At 62.7% G+C, this 18366-nt stretch carries 15 protein-coding genes; 12 read left to right on the top strand and 3 right to left on the bottom strand.

Going from position 1 to position 18366, the window contains the following annotated elements:
* Positions 1-37: 37 nt before the first annotated feature.
* The 12 genes from J3A72_RS22015 (at position 38) to J3A72_RS21960 (ending at position 15312) form a co-directional block, all read left to right on the top strand.
* A complete protein-coding gene (locus tag J3A72_RS22015) occupies positions 38-403 on the top strand; it encodes a DUF4398 domain-containing protein (protein WP_005415160.1) in 366 nt (121 codons plus the stop codon).
* Complete coding sequence (locus J3A72_RS22010; protein WP_080281838.1) at positions 400-1284, top strand: OmpA family protein; 885 nt, start codon at positions 400-402, stop codon at positions 1282-1284. The genes J3A72_RS22015 and J3A72_RS22010 overlap by 4 nt, the downstream gene beginning before the upstream one ends.
* 324 nt (positions 1285-1608) lie before the next feature.
* The gene (locus J3A72_RS22005) at positions 1609-1845 is read left to right on the top strand and encodes a YdcH family protein (protein WP_005407964.1); all 237 of its coding nucleotides are present in this window, start codon (positions 1609-1611) and stop codon (positions 1843-1845) included.
* Between the two features lie 301 nt (positions 1846-2146).
* On the top strand, positions 2147-3517 hold the full coding sequence (locus tag J3A72_RS22000) for a pyridoxal-phosphate dependent enzyme (RefSeq protein ID WP_014645842.1): 1371 nt from the start codon (positions 2147-2149) through the stop codon (positions 3515-3517).
* A gap of 123 nt (positions 3518-3640) precedes the next feature.
* Positions 3641-4813: a cystathionine gamma-synthase gene (locus tag J3A72_RS21995; protein ID WP_075076746.1), complete on the top strand. Its 1173-nt coding sequence runs from the start codon at positions 3641-3643 to the stop codon at positions 4811-4813.
* A 28-nt stretch (positions 4814-4841) separates the two neighbouring features.
* The gene (locus J3A72_RS21990; RefSeq protein WP_053494789.1) at positions 4842-5624 is read left to right on the top strand and encodes an ABC transporter permease; all 783 of its coding nucleotides are present in this window, start codon (positions 4842-4844) and stop codon (positions 5622-5624) included.
* A gap of 15 nt (positions 5625-5639) precedes the next feature.
* The gene (locus J3A72_RS23200; protein WP_069118025.1) at positions 5640-6245 is read left to right on the top strand and encodes a DapH/DapD/GlmU-related protein; all 606 of its coding nucleotides are present in this window, start codon (positions 5640-5642) and stop codon (positions 6243-6245) included.
* A complete protein-coding gene (locus J3A72_RS21980) occupies positions 6229-7476 on the top strand; it encodes a glycosyltransferase (RefSeq protein WP_053494791.1) in 1248 nt (415 codons plus the stop codon). Before J3A72_RS23200 ends, J3A72_RS21980 begins: the two co-directional genes overlap by 17 nt.
* Positions 7476-8768: an ABC transporter ATP-binding protein gene (locus tag J3A72_RS21975; protein WP_053494792.1), complete on the top strand. Its 1293-nt coding sequence runs from the start codon at positions 7476-7478 to the stop codon at positions 8766-8768. The genes J3A72_RS21980 and J3A72_RS21975 overlap by 1 nt, the downstream gene beginning before the upstream one ends.
* On the top strand, positions 8765-12322 hold the full coding sequence (locus J3A72_RS21970) for a polysaccharide pyruvyl transferase family protein (RefSeq protein WP_140222889.1): 3558 nt from the start codon (positions 8765-8767) through the stop codon (positions 12320-12322). The genes J3A72_RS21975 and J3A72_RS21970 overlap by 4 nt, the downstream gene beginning before the upstream one ends.
* Entirely contained in the window at positions 12319-13584 is a 1266-nt protein-coding gene (locus J3A72_RS21965; RefSeq protein WP_140222888.1) for a glycosyltransferase family 4 protein, read from the top strand. The genes J3A72_RS21970 and J3A72_RS21965 overlap by 4 nt, the downstream gene beginning before the upstream one ends.
* A gap of 366 nt (positions 13585-13950) precedes the next feature.
* Positions 13951-15312 carry a glucosyltransferase domain-containing protein gene (locus J3A72_RS21960; RefSeq protein ID WP_140222887.1) on the top strand — a complete coding sequence of 454 codons (1362 nt, stop codon included), beginning with the start codon at positions 13951-13953 and terminating at the stop codon, positions 15310-15312.
* Between the two features lie 193 nt (positions 15313-15505).
* Here J3A72_RS21960 and J3A72_RS21955 read toward each other — a convergent pair whose 3' ends face one another.
* The 3 genes from J3A72_RS21955 to J3A72_RS21945 are packed head-to-tail and all read right to left on the bottom strand — an operon-like array spanning position 15506 to position 18348.
* On the bottom strand, positions 15506-16477 hold the full coding sequence (locus J3A72_RS21955) for an NAD(P)-dependent oxidoreductase (protein ID WP_069118022.1): 972 nt from the start codon (positions 16475-16477) through the stop codon (positions 15506-15508).
* 3 nt (positions 16478-16480) lie between these two features.
* The gene (locus J3A72_RS21950; RefSeq protein ID WP_053494798.1) at positions 16481-16858 is read right to left on the bottom strand and encodes an SMR family transporter; all 378 of its coding nucleotides are present in this window, start codon (positions 16856-16858) and stop codon (positions 16481-16483) included.
* Positions 16859-16887: 29 nt separating this feature from the next.
* The gene (locus J3A72_RS21945) at positions 16888-18348 is read right to left on the bottom strand and encodes a UbiA family prenyltransferase (protein ID WP_075076743.1); all 1461 of its coding nucleotides are present in this window, start codon (positions 18346-18348) and stop codon (positions 16888-16890) included.
* Positions 18349-18366 lie beyond the last annotated feature (18 nt).

The following is an 18366-nucleotide window of genomic DNA, read 5'->3' as shown; positions in this document are numbered from 1 at the left end:
TACGGCCTCCCCAATGAAACGACTTAGCTTCGCACGAATGCGCCATGGCCTGTATGTGATGGCGTTTGCATTCGCACTGTCTGCCCCCGCCTGGGCGCAGGACGCCGCCCTGGAACTGGCGCAGGCCCGGCAGGCGGTCGACAAGGCCACCCAGGCCGACGCCGACCAGTACGCCCCGGACCTGATCGGTCTGGCCCGGCAGGGCCTGGAGCAGGCCCAGCGCGCCGCCGGCGACCGCCGCGAACGGAAGAACGCCCCGGCGATGGCCCTGCGCGCCGCCGCCGATGCCGACCTGGCACGCGTCCGCAGCGAGGAAGCCACCGTCACCGCGCAGCTGCAGCTGCGCCGCAACGAGGTCAACCAGCTGCAACGCCAGCTTTCGACCGGGGAGGACCGCCGGTGAAGCCGATGACCGCCGCAACCCTGGCCGCGCTGCTGGCGCTGCCGACCCTGGCCGTGGCCGCCGACAACCCGATGGTGGCGCAGCTGAGCCAGCGCCTGATGGCCATCCAGGCCAACCCGGATACCGCTGAGCTGGGCGCCTTCGAGCGCATGCAGGCCCAGCAGGCCATCGCGACCCTGGACAAGGCCAAGCGCCGTGACCAGGAGCTGGCCACCTACCTGGCCGAGCGCCGGGTGGAGATTGCCGAGACGGCCGTGCGCACGGCGATGGCCGCGCGCGAGGTCGACCGTCTGGAGCGCACCCGCAGCGACCTGCTGATCGAGGCCAGCCGCCGCGACGCTGCCCGCGCCCGCCAGGAAGCCGAGCAGCTGCGCATGCAGGCGCAGATGCAGGCCGAGGAGGCCGAACGCCTGCGCCAGGCCGCCGAGGCCGAAACCCTGGCCCGCCAGGACGCCGAAAACGCCCTGACCAGCGTGGCCGGCAAGCAGCAGCAGCGGCTCAGCGCTGCCCAGCAGAACGCCGCCAAGCTGGCCCGTGAGGAGGCCGAGCTGGTCTCCGGGCAGAAACTGCCGGGTTCGAAGTTCGACGGGCGAGGCGAAGTCTTCACCTTCAATGGCGACGCGTTCGCTGCAGGTGCCTCCAGCCTGTCCGGTGGGGCCCGCAACCAGGCCAAGGCGCTGGCCGAGTACCTGAACATCGGCAAGAAGGGCCGCCTGCGCATCGAGGCCTACGACAATGCCAACGGCGTGGGTCAGAAGCGGGCCGAAGCGCTGCGCGACGCCTTGGTCGCGGCTGGTGTCGCCAGCAACCGGATCCAGGTCAGCGGCAAGAAGGCAGCCTCCACCCGGGCCCGTTCGGCCGAGGTCATCATCGCCCCGTAATGCATTGATATTGTTTGTTTTTCGTTGCAATGAGCATTCAGCCTGAACCCCGCCCCGGCGGGGTTCGGTCTTTTTGACGCAGGGGTCTTGTACCCCGCCCTGAGCAGGCGTAGGGTCAATCGTCCGGGACGCAATGCCGCGGACCGGACGATGGGAGGGCCGGGCCGATGCAAGCAGGGCGCGAACCGCAGCAGATCGACGTGCGCAGGCCAGTGCCGCAGGTCGTTGCAGGCGTCCAGGTGGCCATCGGCCGGCGCTCCTCCATGAACAACGCCCCGTGCCTTGTGGCCGGGGCGTTCGTGTATCTGTCGAAGGAGGTCCATCATGTTTGAAGATCAGCCCCAGAGCGAGATCGACGCCCGTCGCGCGCGTGATCCGGAGTTCAGGGCACTCCATGACCAGCACCGCAAGTTGAACAAGAAGTGCATGGACGCGGAGTTGGGTGTACTCCCGATCGATGATGTCACCCTGGGTCGCATGAAGCGTGAGAAGCTGCTGGCCAAGCAACGCCTTCTGCGAATGTACGAAACACCGCTCCCAACGACGTCCCCCACGCTTTGACGCACCCCGTCGCGCCCGGAACGGCGTGACCCGGCCATCGATGGCCCCGCCGGGCGACCCCGCCCCGGCATCGCGGCACCGCCGATGAGGCGGCCGCGCCAAGGCACCACAGGCGGTGGTGCCTTGGCCAGCAGGCACAACTCACCGATGCGGGCGGTACCGGTCTCCTCGTCGATCCGGGGCCGCCCGCATCCCTTCATCGGGCAGGCGGGCGGCATGCCTGCACCGACCTGACATTCAGCGCCATCCGTCGGATAATCATCGGTCCGGCCCTGCGTGGCGCGAATCGAAAGTCCTCCGAATGCCCATCCATTCTTCCGTCCTCGAACTCATCGGCCAGACCCCGATCGTCAAGGCCCAGCGCCTGGACACCGGCGTCTGCGAGCTCTACCTGAAGCTGGAGAGCGCCAACCCGGGCGGATCGATCAAGGATCGCATCGGCCTGTCGATGATCGAGGCGGCGGAGCAGCGTGGCGACCTGAAGCCGGGCGCGACCCTGGTTGAAGGTACCGCCGGCAACACCGGCCTGGGCCTGGCGCTGGTGGCACAGCAGAAGGGCTACAAACTGATCCTCGTCGTTCCCGACAAGATGAGCCGCGAGAAGATCTTCAACCTGAAGGCGATGGGCGCTGAAGTGCGCCTGACCCGTTCAGACGTCGCCAAGGGCCATCCGGAGTACTACCAGGACCTGGCCAAGACCATCGCCGAGCAGACCCCGGGCGCCTACTTCATCAACCAGTTCGGCAACCCGGACAACCCGGCCGCGCATGAGTTCGGCACCGGCCCGGAAATCCTCGAGCAGATGGGCGGTGACCTCGATGCCATCGTGTTCGGCTGCGGCAGCTCCGGCACCATGACCGGCCTGTCGCGCGCGTTCGCCAAGCTGTCGCCGAAGACCGAGCTGGTGCTGGCCGATCCGGTCGGCTCGATCCTGGCCGAATACATCAACGACGGCGTGCTCAACGACAAGTCAGGCAGCTGGCTGGTGGAAGGCATCGGCGAGGACTTCCTGCCCTCGATCTCCGACTTCAGCCGCGTCAAGAAGGCTTATGCGATCAGCGATGCCGAGAGCTTCCACACCGCGCGCGAGCTGCTGGGCAAGGAAGGCATCCTGGGCGGTTCGTCCACCGGCACCCTGCTGGCGGCGGCGCTGAAGTACTGCAAGGAGCAGACCACGCCGAAGAGGGTGCTGGTGCTGGTCTGCGATACCGGCAACAAGTACCTGTCGAAGATGTACAACGACTACTGGATGCTGGACAACGGCTTCCTGCAGCGCCCGCAGCACGGCGACCTGCGCGACCTGATCCTGCGCCCGTACGGCCAGCGCGACACCGTGGTGATCGGCCCGAACGACCTGCTGACCACCGCCTACCAGCGCATGAAGCTGTACGACGTCTCGCAGCTGCCGGTGATGGACGGCGAGAAGCTGGTCGGCATCGTCGACGAAAGCGACGTGCTGCTGCATGTCTATGGCGACGAGGCGCGCTTCCGCGACACCGTGGCCACCGCGATGGTCAGCAAGCTGGACCGGCTGGACGTGAAGTCGCCGATCGAGGCCCTGCTGCCGGTGTTCGACCGCGGCCAGGTGGCGATCGTGATGGACGGCGACGCCTTCCTCGGCCTGATCACCCGCATCGACCTGCTGAATTACCTGCGTCGGCGCGTTCAGTAAGGCGTTTATCGCCGCAGATCGCTGCTGAATCCCGGTTTATCCGCGTCAAAGCTCGTTAAGGCCGCGCTGATAGACTCCCGCTCCTTCGACGGCGCCGGTCATCGGCGCCAATCAGGAAACGACATGTCCAACGCTTCTTCCCCGGACCGCGCGCTGGCCCTGGCCACGCTGGCCATCCACGGCGGCCAGTCGCCCGACCCCAGCACCGGCGCGGTGATGCCGCCGATCTACACCACTTCGACCTATGCCCAGTCCAGCCCGGGCGAGCATCAGGGCTTCGAGTACTCGCGTACCCACAACCCGACCCGCTTCGCCTATGAGCGCTGCGTGGCCTCGCTGGAAGGCGGTACCCGCGGCTTTGCCTTCGCTTCGGGCATGGCGGCCAGCTCGACCGTGATCGAGCTGCTCGACGCTGGCAGCCACGTGGTGGCGATGGACGACATCTACGGCGGCAGCTTCCGCCTGTTCGAGCGCGTGCGCCGCCGCACCGCCGGGCTGGACTTCAGCTTCGTCGACCTCACCGATCTGGCGGCATTCGAAGCCTCCATCACGTCGAAGACGAAGATGGTCTGGATCGAGACCCCGACCAACCCGATGCTGAAGATCGTCGACATCGCCGCGGTCGCCGCCATCGCCAAGCGCCATGGCCTGATCGTAGTGGTCGACAACACCTTCGCCTCGCCGATGCTGCAGCGTCCGCTGGAACTGGGTGCGGACCTGGTCCTGCATTCGGCCACCAAGTATCTCAATGGCCACTCGGACATGGTCGGTGGCATGGTCGTGGTCGGCGACAACGCCGAACTGGCCGAGCAGATGGCCTTCCTGCAGAACTCGGTGGGGGGCGTGCAGGGCCCCTTCGACAGCTTCCTGGCCCTGCGCGGCCTGAAGACCCTGCCGCTGCGCATGAAGGCACACTGCGCCAACGCGCTGGCGCTGGCCCAATGGCTGGAAAAGCACCCGGCGGTGGAGAAGGTGATCTACCCGGGCCTGGCCTCGCACCCGCAGCATGAACTGGCCGGCAAGCAGATGGCCGGCTACGGCGGCATCGTCTCGATCGTGCTCAAGGGCGGGTTCGAGGCGGCCAAGCGCTTCTGCGAGAAGACCGAACTGTTCACCCTGGCCGAGTCGCTGGGCGGTGTTGAAAGCCTGGTCAACCATCCGGCGGTGATGACCCATGCCTCGATTCCGGTCGCGCGCCGCGAACAGCTGGGCATCAGCGATGCGCTGGTGCGGCTGAGCGTGGGCGTGGAGGAGCTGGGGGATCTGCAGGTGGATCTGGAGAGGGCACTTCAGTGACCGTCGGATTGTCCATGGTGTCTGACGCATGAGTGCCTCGAATCTGGCTGGTCTCATCTTCCAGCTCACCCGGCGTGAAGTCAGTGGCCGCTACAAGGGCTCAGTGCTCGGCTTGTTCTGGTCCTTCGTCAATCCGCTGTTGATGCTCAGCGTATACACGTTGTTCTTCTCGGTGATCCTGAAAGTTCGCTGGGGCGATCAGCCACAGCGTCAGGCGGATTTTGCGATCCTGTTGTTCGTCGGCCTGATCCTCCATGGATTCATCGCCGAATGCATCAACCGCGCGCCGGGATTGATCACGGGAAACGTCAACTACGTCAAGAAGGTCGTGTTCCCGATCGGCATTCTGCCGATCGTTTCCTGTTCATCGGCGCTGTTCCATTGGTTCATCAGTCTGAGCGTTCTGGCGCTTGCACTGGTGTTCGTCGGGAACGGTGTTCCGGTCACTTTTCCGTTGATTCTGGTAGTGATGGTCCCCCTGGTGCTGTATGCGCTGGGCATCAGCTGGATACTGGCGTCTGTGGGCGTTTACCTGAGGGACGTCAACCAGGTGGTGGGTGTTTTCTCGCAGATCCTGCTGTTCATTTCGCCAGTGTTCTTCCCGGTCACCAAGATTCCCGAGTACATCCGCCCGCTCTTCCTGGCCAATCCGCTTACGACGATCATCGAGCAGGCCCGTGCGGTCGCGGTGTTCGGTCAGCTGCCGGACTGGTGGCAGCTGGCGGGGCAGTTTGCTGCCGCGTCTGTGGTCTGCCTGCTGGGAATGGTCTGGTTCCGTCGCACCAAGTGTGGATTCGCTGATGTCCTTTAAGAAGGAGCTTGCACGATGAGTCGCCTGAAGCAATGGCTTCTTCGCCAGCGTTTCTTCTATGTGCTTATGGGGCTGAAGTACTACCTCGGCAACAATGTCGTTGCCCGCTTTCCGATCGAATGTGTTCGCCGGTTCTATCTGACCCGCGTGCTCAAGGTGGCGATCGGCAAGGACACGCACGTCAGCATGCGCTGGTTCGTCACCGGTTATCCGGTGCGCGCGCACGTCAGCATCGGTGACAACTGCGTGATCAACCGGGAGGTGTATCTGGATGGCCGGGTAGGCGTGGTTGTTGGAAACAACGTCAATGTTTCCTTCCAGACCTGCATCCTCAGCCTGCACCATGACCACAACGCACCGACCTTTCCCGCGATTGGCGGCGTGGTCACCATCCAGGACCATGCCTGGATCGGTGCCCGCGCCACCTTGTTGCCGGGCGTGACCATCGGCGAAGGTGCCGTGGTTGCGGCGGGTGCGGTCGTGGCACGCGACGTGGCACCGTATGAGGTGGTGGGTGGCGTACCCGCCCGAAAGATCGGTGAACGCAACCGGGATATCCAGTACCTCACCAGGTTCTCACCGTATTTTGATTCGGATATCTTCGATGAAACCGCAGGTTAAGAAACAAGTCCTCGTGTTCATGCTGGCGCCTTCGCTGCCGGCGGTGACGGGGGGCGACATCTATGCGGTGAACGCAGTACTGCCGTTCGCCGAGGAGATCGACTACCACCTGTTCTGCTACGTCGGCGGCGACGCCGACCGACGCAAAGTCGAGCAGCATCGCGCGCTCTACGACAAAGTGTTCCGGTCGGTCCATCTCGAGCCTCGTCCGAAGATGCCGTTCGAGCTGCCCAAGGTGCAGCGAGCCCTGTCGATGGCGCGGCAGGCACTGCAGGGTCTGCCTTTCATCGATGCCAGCTACTACAGCCGCAGCGCCGTTGCGGCTGCACGTCGCATCGTCCGGGAACAGGGCATCGATGCGATCGAGGTCAACTCGACCCATCTGGCGTTCTTCCGTCGATTCTTGCCACAGGTGCCGGGCATCCTGCTGAGCCACAACATCGAAGCTGACATTTTTCCGTTCTGGATGCCGGCAGGCCTGACCGGATGGAAGCTGCGTTTCATGGAATGGGTTGCCAGCCGAAGCCGGCGAGCCGCGAAGGCTGTCGAGATCGACAATGCCTTCGGGTTCTCGGCGATGACCTTCATCTCTCGCCATGACATGTCGCGGGTTACCGACAAGGTCCCGCGCTACCTCATGCCGCTGCACTTTCCGTTGGGTACCACGCGTTTTGAAGACAAGCCGGATGATGTCTTCCACGTACTGTGGATGGGAGGCTTTGGCTGGTACCCGAATGCGGAGGCGGTGACCTGGTTTGCCGAGAAGATCCATCCGCTGCTGGCAGGCCAGTTGCAGGAGCGGAAGATTGTTCTGCACTTCTGCGGCGGCAATCCTCCGGAGGCGCTGCAGGCATTGCATGACGGCCGCAACGTTCTCGTGCATGGCTTCGTCGACGACCTGCAATCGCTGCTGGACAAAGCGCATCTGCTGATGGTGCCACTGCTGTCCGGCGGCGGCATCCGCGTCAAGATCGTCGAGGCGATGTCTGCCGGCATCCCGGTACTCAGCACCAGCAAGGGGTGCGAGGGCATCGGCGCGACCGACGGCGTGGACATCCTGGTGCGTGATGACGCAGAAGGGTTTGCCCGTACATTGCTGGAATGCGCGCAGGACCGAGCGCGACTGGCAGCTCTGTCGGCGGCAGGGCAGGATCTCATGGCGCGCGAGTATTCACAGCAGGCAAGCCTGGACGCCAAGCGAGCCGCCTATCGGCATGCGGGGGTGATGTGATGCAGGCAGCAGATACGCCGTTGACGGCTGCGCCGGTGGTTTCGGTACGTGGTGTCGGCAAGGTCTTCCGCATTTTCGACCGTCCGGCGCAGCGCCTGTTGCAGCCGGCAGCAAACCGGCTCCGGCGCCTGGTGGGCATGCAGCCGCAGCCGGCGCGCGTGTTCCATGCGTTGGACGACATCAACTTCGACATCGCGCCGGGCGAAACTGTTGGAATCATCGGCCGCAATGGCAGCGGCAAGTCGACGCTGCTGCAGATCCTGGTCGGTACGTTGCAGGCCAATACCGGCAGCGTGACCGTCAACGGGCGGGTATCGGCGCTGCTGGAACTGGGCGCTGGTTTCAACCCGGAATTCAGCGGGCGCGACAACGTCTACCTGGCAGGTGCCATCATCGGCCTGGGTTCGGCGGACATGACCCGCCTCATGCCTGAAATTGAAAAATTCGCCGATATCGGTGAATTCATCGACCAGCCTGTCAAGACCTACTCTTCGGGCATGTTCGTACGGCTCGCGTTCGCCGTGGCGATCCACGTGTCACCCGATATCCTGGTTGTGGATGAAGCGTTGGCAGTGGGCGACACCGCCTTCCAGACCAAGTGCCTTACCCGCATTCGCAAGATGCAGTCTGAAGGCGTCAGCATCATCCTGGTTACCCACTCCACCAATACCCTGCTGGAATACTGCGACCGGGGCATCTACCTGCGTCGCGGACGGGTCGTGCTGGACGGACCGTGCCGCGAGGTTGTCAAGAAGTATGCCGACGACCTGGTGGACGAAGAAGGCGGAGCCGTGATCTATGCGGACGAGGCCCTTGCCAGCTTGCAGGACGATGGCCTGCCTGCAGACGCTGCGGCATTGCCGGCAAGCGAAATCACCGGCGTGGAGATTCTCGACCTGCAGGGGCAGCCAAGGACGACGTTCGGCCATGGCGAACAGGTACTGGTGAAGGTCGCCATCCATGTACGCCGGCGTATCGAGCAGCCCTGCTATGGAATTCAGTTGAAGAGCGTGGATGACATCGCCCTGTGGGCTGGCACCACCCAGAACATGAGCCTTTCGCCGCTGCCGACGGAACCGGGCGATTATGTTTTCGACTGGCAGTTGACGTTGAATGTCACCGGCAACCGCTATGTGCTGGCACTGGGCATCGGTGACCTCGACACGGGCGAGTACCACCGTCACTCACGCGTGCCCTACGCGGGCCATGTGGATGTATTGCCTCAGCCCCATTCCGGTCATGGCTGGCTTGCTCCCGCCCCTCGCTTCACCGCACCAGTGAGAACTGCATGATGACGCACTCCAAGCCAGTATTCAGGGCCCTGGTCGTGGGTTTCTATGGGGCACCCAACGTGGGTGACGAGGTGCTGCTGGACCTGCTGGTCCGTCGCATCCGCGAACTGGGCGGCGAGCCGGTGGTTGCCAGCATCGATCCCTCGTTGACCCGCCGCATGCATGGTGTGGATGCCGTGCAGTTTGCCAATGTCGGGGACATCGCTCGTGCATTGATGCATTGCGACGTACTGGTGATGGGGGGCGGCGGCATCTTCCAGGACCATCATCCCTTCAACCTCGATGCGGTGTACCTCCCTTATGCGAACGACATTTCCGGCTATGCACGGCCGATGCTGCTCGCGCGGCAACTGGGAGTGCCGACAATCGTATGGGGGCAGGGGGTTGGGCCGCTGAGTTCAGAGGGCGCACGCACCCTGGTGCGCGAGTTGTTCCAGCATGCGGCCGCCGTATCCGTCCGGGATGAATCATCCAAGGCACTGCTGCGCCAGATCGGCGTGGATCGGGATATCCTCGTTGCCGCCGATCCGGGATGGTTGTTCCGCCGCTATCACCCATTGCCGGCGCAACAGGCTGCGCATGATGCAGGCCAGCCGCAGAGCAAGGTACTGGCGGTGGTGGTGCGTGAATGGGACAAGGGGCAGTGGAAAACGTCCCTGGTGGAGGCGTTGCGCACTGCAGTTCCTGCAGGATGGCGGATCCAATGGGTGGCGTTCCAGGCCCATACCGAAGGCAGTGGCGCGACGTCCGACCTGCCCTTGATCGAATCGCTGCGCCAGCAGCTACCCGGGCGCAGCAATGATGAACTGATCGCACCGGCAACAACGGATGCGACCTGGCAGACAATCGCCAGCGCTGACGCGGTGCTGTCCATGCGCCTGCATGCCAGTATCCTTGCCCTGCTGGCGGGCAAGCCCACCGCAGGCCTTGAGTACGACGACAAGCTGTCGCATGCCCATGCGATGGCTGGAATGCCGTCGATTCTGAGGCTGTCGACCGACGATGGCCCGGAGCGCTTCGTGCAGGCGATCGAATCGCTGGTCACCGAAGCCTGGCGGCCGGATCCGCAGGTGGTGGACAGCCTGGAAGTGTCCGCAAGCGCGCACCTGCAGCTGCTCGACGGCTGCTCCTCCCTGCCGCCGGTGCCCCTTCGCTTCGACGCAACCTCCACAGACTGGTTGTCACTGTGGTTGCAACAGGCACTGGTCGAGCTTGAACAGACCCGGCAGCAGAGCCAACGCGCCCACGATCTACTGCTGTTCCGGGACCATCAGCTTGCCGAGCAGACGACGCAGAACACAAACCTGACGCAGCAACTTGTCGAGAAGCAAAAGAAGATGAATGAAGACATGGTCCGCCTGGATGCGGCTCAAGGCCAGCTGCAGGAGAATGCGCAGGCATTGCAGCAGATCAGGCAGGAAAGTGCGCAGGCACTGGAGCAGATCAAGGAGGAAAGTGCGCAGGCACTGCAGCAGGTAAAGGAGGAAAGTGCGCAGATGCTGCAGCAGATCCAGCAGCAGTTGGCAGGCAAGCAGGCCTATATTGATGACAAGGAGGTCTACATTGCGATCCTGTTGCAGCAAATCGAACAGGTGCAGGCCGAGCTGGCGCGCAGCCATCAGGAAACCGCAGATGCGCTGAATCTCTGGCGTCGCCTGCGTAGGTTCCTGCAGTTGCTTCGCCGCGACCTGGTGCGCCTGCTGGCCGCCCCCTTCAAGTTGGCTTCGGTCTGGAGGCGGCACGGGTTGAAGGTCGCACTGCAACAGATCCCGCGACGCATGAAGACGCTGGGTGTTCCTCAGACCGCTGCCACGCAACAGATGGCGGAACCGCCACCGCCGATGGTGCGACCGGTTCGCCGCGAACGCCTGCTGGTGATCGCCAACACGTTGACCACCGACGGCTGGCCCAACCGGGCGATGCACTTCGCGAAGGCGGGCGATCGTGCCGGCTTCTTCGTGCGCATCACCGCGGTGGATGGAAGTGCCTGGCCGGACGACGGCAGCGGCCTGCCGGCGCGTCTCGCTGTCGATGCGCACGCCTGGCTGCAGGAAGTGCGCGCCGAGGGTACTCGCGTTCTGCTTGCCGATGCATCGCCGGAGGCGCTGGGCCTGGCCCGGTCGGCACGTGAACGCGGTGCCGAAGTGATCGTCGACCTCGCTGCACTCGGTGCGGATTCTCTCTCCGCGGAACTGCGCGTCCTTACTGATCGCGTTGTCACCGGACACCCGGAGCATAAGGTCGATGGCCTGCCGTCGCGCTTCCTGGGCGCGGCTGGAGACAATGAAATCTTCGACTCCTACCGCAGTCATGGGCTGCCGCAGGCGTATGAGGACGGGCGACAACATGTCCTGTTCGTTGTCCTCGGCGGAGACGGCGACGCCTGGCTTGATGCCGCGCTGAAGGCGTCCCCCGATCTCGTTTTCCATGTCACGGGAATGAACGTGGATGGCCGCGACAGCCGCCAGATACGTGCCCTCGATTGGTCGTGGCAGCCGCAGCAGATGGCTCCGCTGATCGCCGGCGCGCATGCGGTTGTCATCGTCGGCGGGGCCGGGGACCGCACGCGCCTTGCCGACCTGTCAATGGCGGCGCTGCTGCTGGAGAAGCCGGTGTTTGTCGATGCGCTGCCGTCATTCGCACCGTCGCCCAACCTGCATCGGGTGGATGCCGTGCAGCTTTCCGCACAGCTGGCCGGCGCCACTGCATCGGAAGACTACGCATTCATCGCCCGCCACGCCTGGCTGGGCCATGTCGAGCAGTTGATGCAACCGGAGTATCCGGTGTCGGTAAGCGTGGTTGTGCTGATCCACAACAACCGCCGCATCATTGAGCGCTGCGTGAGCACGTTGCTGGAGCACGCCGGGGAATGGCTGCAGGAAATCGTGGTTGTCGATAACCAGTCCAGCGATGGCGGCGCCGAACTGGTTGAATCGCTGTACGCAGGGCATGCCAAGGTGAAGCTTGTGCGCAACAGTGAGAATGGATGCTCCTCGGGTCGCAACCTGGGCGTCAAGCATTCCACCGGCCGTTATATTGCGTTCTTCGACTCCGACCAGTGGTTGACCTCTCCGTCCTGCTTCAGTGAAGCCGTGAACATCCTGGCGGCCAACCCCGGTGTCGGCACCATCGGCTGGAATGCAGGATGGTTCGACGCCACGCGTGATGACCTGGGTGGACCCATCTCCGACTACCTTCCCAATCGCGGCATGAACAACGAGGCCCGCATCAAGGGATACCGCGATGACGTGGGTTTCCTGGGGACCAGCTGCATGTTCATTGCCCGTGACCTGTTCGAGCGTCTGGAAGGCTTCGATGTGTTCTACGACCCTACGTGCTTCGAAGACACGGACATCTGCTTCCAGGTGAAGAAGGCTGGTTATTCGGTGGCGTTCCGTGACCTGGCCGGTGTCCGTCACCAGCCGCACCAGACTACCGGTGCCAGCGAGGGCAGCGAGCGCTACAAGCGGCTGTTCAACCGCAACGCAGCCTACTTCCGCGACAAGTGGAAGGGGTATCCGGAGTTCTTCGTGGATCTCAAGTCCTGGCATTGAGCGAGGCAGAGACGGCAATGGGGTGGGGCAAGGTCAAGCGACGGCTGCTGGAAGCCATGCTGATGTTCGGCCCTGGGTTGTACAGTCGCTGGTCGATGTCACGGTCCACAGGAACACCCGCGGAGGTTCCGTCGACGGAACGCCCGCGTGTGCTCCTCGTGGACCATGATTTTCCCGAGATTGACCGTGATGCGGGATCGCGCGCGATCTCATGCTTCGCTGACCTGTTGGTCGATGCCGGCATGGAGGTCGTCTTCTGGTCGGCAACGATTGAGCCCTCCGCAGCTGGGAGAGCTGCCCTTGAAGGGAGAGGCATCACCCCATTGAGTCGACGGGAAACGGGGGCACTGGACGGATGGTTGGCGACGTTCGGAGGAAGTTTCATCGGGTCGGTGTCAAGCCGCCCACTGATCGCGGCCATGTATCTACCGGTCCTCCGCGCGGCGATTGCCGGTACTCATCTCTATTACGGGCACGACATCCACTATCTGCGTTTGCAGTTGATGCGTGCTACGTCCAAGACCACCCTGGCCGATCATTGGCAGTGTCTGTTGATGAGAGTGGTGGAACAGCGGGCGTGGAGAAATGCCGACGTAGTTCTGTATCCCTCTAAAGATGAGGCTGAAACAGTGAACCGTTACCTTGCTGATCGCGGCTTGGCCGGGAACGGCGAGATGTTCCCGCTGTGGACCGCGGATGCAGGATCCATGCAGCACACGCCCGGCCCGGGCAAAAGATCGGGATTGCTGTTCGTTGGCAGCATGGCGCATGCACCAAACGCAGATGGTCTGGACTGGTTTCTGCACAAGGTGCTGCCCTTGCTTCAGCGGGGGGGACAGGCGCCGGTGCTCACCGTGGTGGGCTCCGGTATGGAGAACTACCGTGTGCCCCAGCATGCCTCTGACACGGTGCGTATTCTCGGTCGCATCGATGATGCTGCATTGGAGCGCTGTTACGCGTCTACGCGCCTGGTCATCGCGCCGTTGCGTTTCGGCGGCGGGGTCAAGGGGAAGGTGATCGAGGCAATAGGGCAGGGTGTTCCAATCATCTTGACCGGTGCGGCCGCGCAGGGCCTGGCTGGAGTCGAGGATATACTGCCGACTACCGATGACCCGTCGAAGTTTGCTGCTGCCATCCAGGCGCTGGATCAAGACGACCAGGCTTGGTCAGCCGCGTCTACCAAGGCGCGCCTGTTCCTGGCGGAACACTATGACCATCGTCAATTCGTGCAAAGGCTCAGGCACCTGCTGCTGCATTCCTGATCGGGAGTGAAGTCCTGTGATGCACGAGACTGTCCATGGGGCAATGTGCCCTATCGCTCGCTGGATCGGCTGCAGGTAGCCGCGCGGGCCTGCCCAACCATGCCGTTGGCTCACAAAGGATTGGCTTGGCCATCATCCAGTCGAGTAGCATTCCGCACGGGATACGACGTCTTCAGGGCAGTCAAAGAGCCGATTGGGCCCGTTCACGGCCATCGGTACCTCGGCCTGGATGATGCTAGGCCGGTCAAATTCAGTTGGGCGAATCTGGAGTTAGGGGAAGATATGGATTGGAGTAACTTGGCTGGGCGGGCGCGGTCGCAGCTGCACTCGATGTGCACTGATGCCCCGAGCCATGGCGGATTCAAGATGGTGGCTGCGCTTCTGTCCATGCTGCTCGTGGCATCCGCTTATAGCCAACTATCGAATCTGCATGTGTTCGGTCACGATGAAGTTCACTATAACCACTATTTCCAGCTGAAGCTGTTGCAGGATGGCCGGTGGCTGAACTACATCTTCAAGGATGTGCTTGTCAGTATTGACGCGTCGGCTTGGTTCGCCGCGTATATCGCCGCACATCTTTTGCTGGTCTATCGCATTGCGCGCCGCGCAGGCCTGTCGGTTGCACTGGCACTGATCATTTCGGCCGTCGTTTCGATCTCTCCGCCAGTCGTGGAACAAAGCATGTGGCCGGCCACTGCGTTCTCGGCAGTTGCAGTCCTGATCCTGGCCGAGGTGGTCACGCGGCGAGTGGCGATAGCACCGGTTGCGGTCTATGCGGCGCTCGGGATCCTTCTGTTCGGGACGATGCAGAGCTACTACTTCCTGGTCCCGCTCCTGTTCATCGGCGAATTCGCGTCCGAACAGCGGAGTGCTCGAGATCGATGGAGGTTGTGGTTGCAACACACGCTCAGCTGGGTGGGAGGGGCGGTACTCGGCGCTTTGGTCATGTCGATGATGCTGCTGCTGCTGGCAGGGCATTTCGGTCCGCAGGTGGATGACTGGCGATCGCCACATCCGGCCAAGGATCTTCCCTCTTTATGGCAGAACGTAAGCTACGTCATTGGATCATTCGGGAAGTGTGTAGCTTCCATTGGCAAGGCCTCGAACCTGGATGGTTGGTTGCTGTTGGCAACCGTGCTGCTGCTCGTTCCATTCGCCGTTCGCCGGAAGGGTTCAGTCCAGATCCTGTTGACGCTCGCAATGGTCGCTGCGGCGTTCCACGCATTCTCGATTCCGTTGGCACCAGTAATTACCACGCGCAGCCTGATCGCGCTGGTACTTGGACTGGCGCTGTTTTTCGGCCTTCTTGGAGGTGGGAATCGTATCTCACGGGCGGTCGTATTCCTCCTCCTGCTGGCGGGCGGTATTGGATTCCAGGCACAGGCCCGTACGTTCCTCCAGACCCAGGTGGAAACGACCTCCTTCCTGTTTGAGAAGATCCACACGCTATTGCCATTGCCGGCAGACCGGTATTCAGTACTGGCGGTTTCCGGCCGCATGCCGGGTGGCAAAGAGCCAGCTGCCACTTTCAACAACGAATACTTGATGAATTCGGTGGTGGTGGCTACCGGGGCCAGGAGTTTTGTTGATTGCCGGACGCACGAGGCAGAAGTGTGCGCGATGGCGGTGGAAGGTGACGCCGTGAATGAAACCGGGCTGGGTGAAGGGCGACTGAGGCTCTTCCAGGATGCAAAGGGTGGCGCGGTCATCGTCTATAGCGATGACTGATCAGGCGCCGCCAGTGCGTCCGGCCCGACGTAGATCGCAGCGGCTCCCGTGCAAGGAGGTCATCGCCATTTCCTTGCTGGGGCAGCATCGTGGTGGTTTGCCGCGCTGATCTCTATCCCGCCTCGCCGGACTTTTCTCCGGCGAGGCCAGTGATACGGAGGCGACCCCATCCAGGTCCCTCCATGCAGATCATTCAGATCTGCTTCCGGTAATGTGCGTACGCTGCAACGAGCATGTCCTCGTCATTGCGTGTGGGATGCCAATCCAGAACTTCCTGCGTAGGTGCAATGTCGACCACGTAGTTGATGTCGGCGATCTGATACTGCTCCCGATGCAGCAGCGGTTTGCCCAGCTTTTCCAGAAGCGACAGGGTCATCTTCAACGGCTTGGCGGGTACCGGCACTACAATCGAGCGCGAGCCGATGCGCTTGATCGTATTGCGCAGCAACTGGCGAACTGGTGGTGCATCACCCGATCCCAAGCTCAGTGCGACGGCGGGGAATCCCTTCTCGACCGCAGCAAGAATTGCGCTGACGACATCCTCCACGGCGATCATCTGGTAGCGGTTCCGACCGCTGCCGATGGTTGGCACGGGAAGGCCAAGGTCCATCAGCCGGAACAGCTTGATCAGGATGCCAAAGCGTCCGGGGCCCACAATCATGCGTGGACGCAGGACGGTAATCAGGTAGCCCTCGGTTCGTGCTTGTTCGCACAGCTGTTCCGACGCCGCCTTGCTGCGTCCATACGGACCCAGCGGGTTGCGTCGGTGCGTTGGAGGTACAGGCAGCGATTCCGGCAGCCCGTACACCATGTCCGTGCTGGTATAGATCAAGCGTGGCTGGCGCAGTTTACGCATCCACTTCAGTACATTGGCTGTACCGGTAACGTTGACCTCGGCGAACCAGGCGTCCTGCTCTTTTGCCGGCACGGCGTTATGGAATTGCCTTGCCGCAAGATGGTGGACGACATCACCTTCATCCAATGGCACGCGCGACAGCGCCGCAGTATCCAGAATATCCAGCTGGTGATGGACGACCCTGCCGGAGAATTCTGCAGGCAGAGGCAGCAGGTCAACGGTCTGAACCTGCTGGCCCTGTGCAAGGAGGGTCCGGACGAGATGCGACCCGGTGAAACCTGAGCCACCAATGACAATATGCTTGGTCACGGCTCAGCCCCCACGCGCGACGAGAACGACGCCAGCACAGATCAGCGCGATTCCAGCCAGCTTCATTACGCTGACCGGTTCACGGAAGAACAGATATGCAGCACCAACGACAATCACGTATCCCACGCTCAGGAAGGGATAAGCGAAACTCACCTGGACCTTGGAGAGGACGTACATCCAAAGCACGATGCTGATCGCATAGCACGACAGTCCGCTGAAGACCCACGGATTGAGGACAACGCGGATGGCGCCCTGTGCGAGCTCAAGCACGCCCTGGTTGGTCACCAGCGAAACATTCGGCATGCCTTTGCGAAGGAAAAGCTGCGCACTCGCATTGAGGGCTACGGAGAACAGAATGAGTGGGATGAATTTGAGATACATGCGATCAACTTTGGAATGATGAGGAGGCATTACCAGTGGCGTGTCGCCGCCATTACGATGATCAGCCCGGCGAGGCCGACGCCCTGGCTGACGCGGTCACGCGCTGCGAACACGATGGGGTCATCATGCATGTCGCCCCGGTGGGCGACAAACCAGGCACGGCTGATCCAGTACAGCAGCACAGGACAGAGCAGCCAGAGCACTTGGGGCGTGGCGTACAGTCTGAGGCTGTCAGGGCTGTTGATGTAGAGGGCGAAGACCAGAACGCCGATGTAGCCCGCAGCTGTCCCGAATGACTGCACCAGCGGCAGATCGGCCACGGAGTATCCGCGACCGGAGGCTTTCTGCTTTCCCTGCGTTGCAGCCGCGGTTAGTTCGGTATAGCGCTTGAGAAGGGCAAGGCTGAGGAAAATGAACATCGAGAACGCGAGCAGCCAGAATGACCGTGGCGAATCGATTGCAAAAGCGCCGCCGATGATCCGCACGGTGTAAAGCGCCGCCAACACCACGACATCGATCATCACGATGCGCTTGAGCGTGAACGAATAGGCCAGGGTCGTGATGAAGTAGATCAGCAGGACCAGTGCAAACGCAGGACTTGTCCACAGCGCCAGTGCGAAACCGGCCAGTGTCAACAAGGGGGTGGCGACCAGGCCATGAAACAGGGGCAAGGTCCCGGCCGCGAATGGTCGCTTCCGCTTCCGTGGATGCTGCCGGTCTGGCGCCAGATCCAGCAGGTCGTTCAGCAGGTAAACGCCGGATGCGCACAGGCCGAAGGCAAGGAAGGCGAGCGCCGCGTTTACTACGGCTTCTGGTTCGAACAGACGGTGCGCGGTAAGCAGTGGAACCAGTACCAGAAGGTTCTTCAGCCACTGGTACAGCCGCAGGGCCTTGATCCAGGTGCGGAGCCCTCCGGGCTGTCCAGGCAGGTGGTCGATCAACCGGGTTTGCGCGCGGGCCTGGTTTGCCAGCGATCCGGTGGCGTTGACGACGACAGCACCTGCGGCGTGCTTCCAGACCGGCAGGTCAACGCGGTGGTTGCCGAGATAGTCGAACCCCCGTTCCCCATAGCGCTCGACGAGGGCTTCAGCCTTGGCGTGCCCGGCCAGATTGCGGGCCCCATCGCTGGCGATGACCTCGTCAAAAACGCCGAGATGATCGGCGATCGGCTGGACCAACAGCCGGTCCGAGGCGGTGCACAGGACACGCGGACGCTGCGGTGTCGCGCGCAGCATGGCCACGACACGCTCATCGTATGGCAGGGTTTCAACCTGCAAGGCCACCCGGGAAGCGAGCTGGCGCTTAACATAGGCCTTGCCGCGCAGCAGCCAGAACGGTACCAGCAAAGCAAACAGCGGGTTGCGCGCCAGCAGGGCCAGCAGTGATTCGTACAGCAGGTCGCTACGCAGCAGCGTCCCGTCCAGATCGACGCACAGGGCTGCTCCCGGCGTCAACTCACCGGATCCAGCCGGTACATTGTGATGCGACATGTGCCGCAGTTCCCCTCA

This window comes from Stenotrophomonas sp. PvP093, from assembly GCF_017876915.1.
GTDB classification, from domain to species: domain Bacteria; phylum Pseudomonadota; class Gammaproteobacteria; order Xanthomonadales; family Xanthomonadaceae; genus Stenotrophomonas; species Stenotrophomonas muris.
Note: the sequence above shows the minus strand (reverse complement) of the source record. Positions and strands in the feature narration are given on the sequence as shown.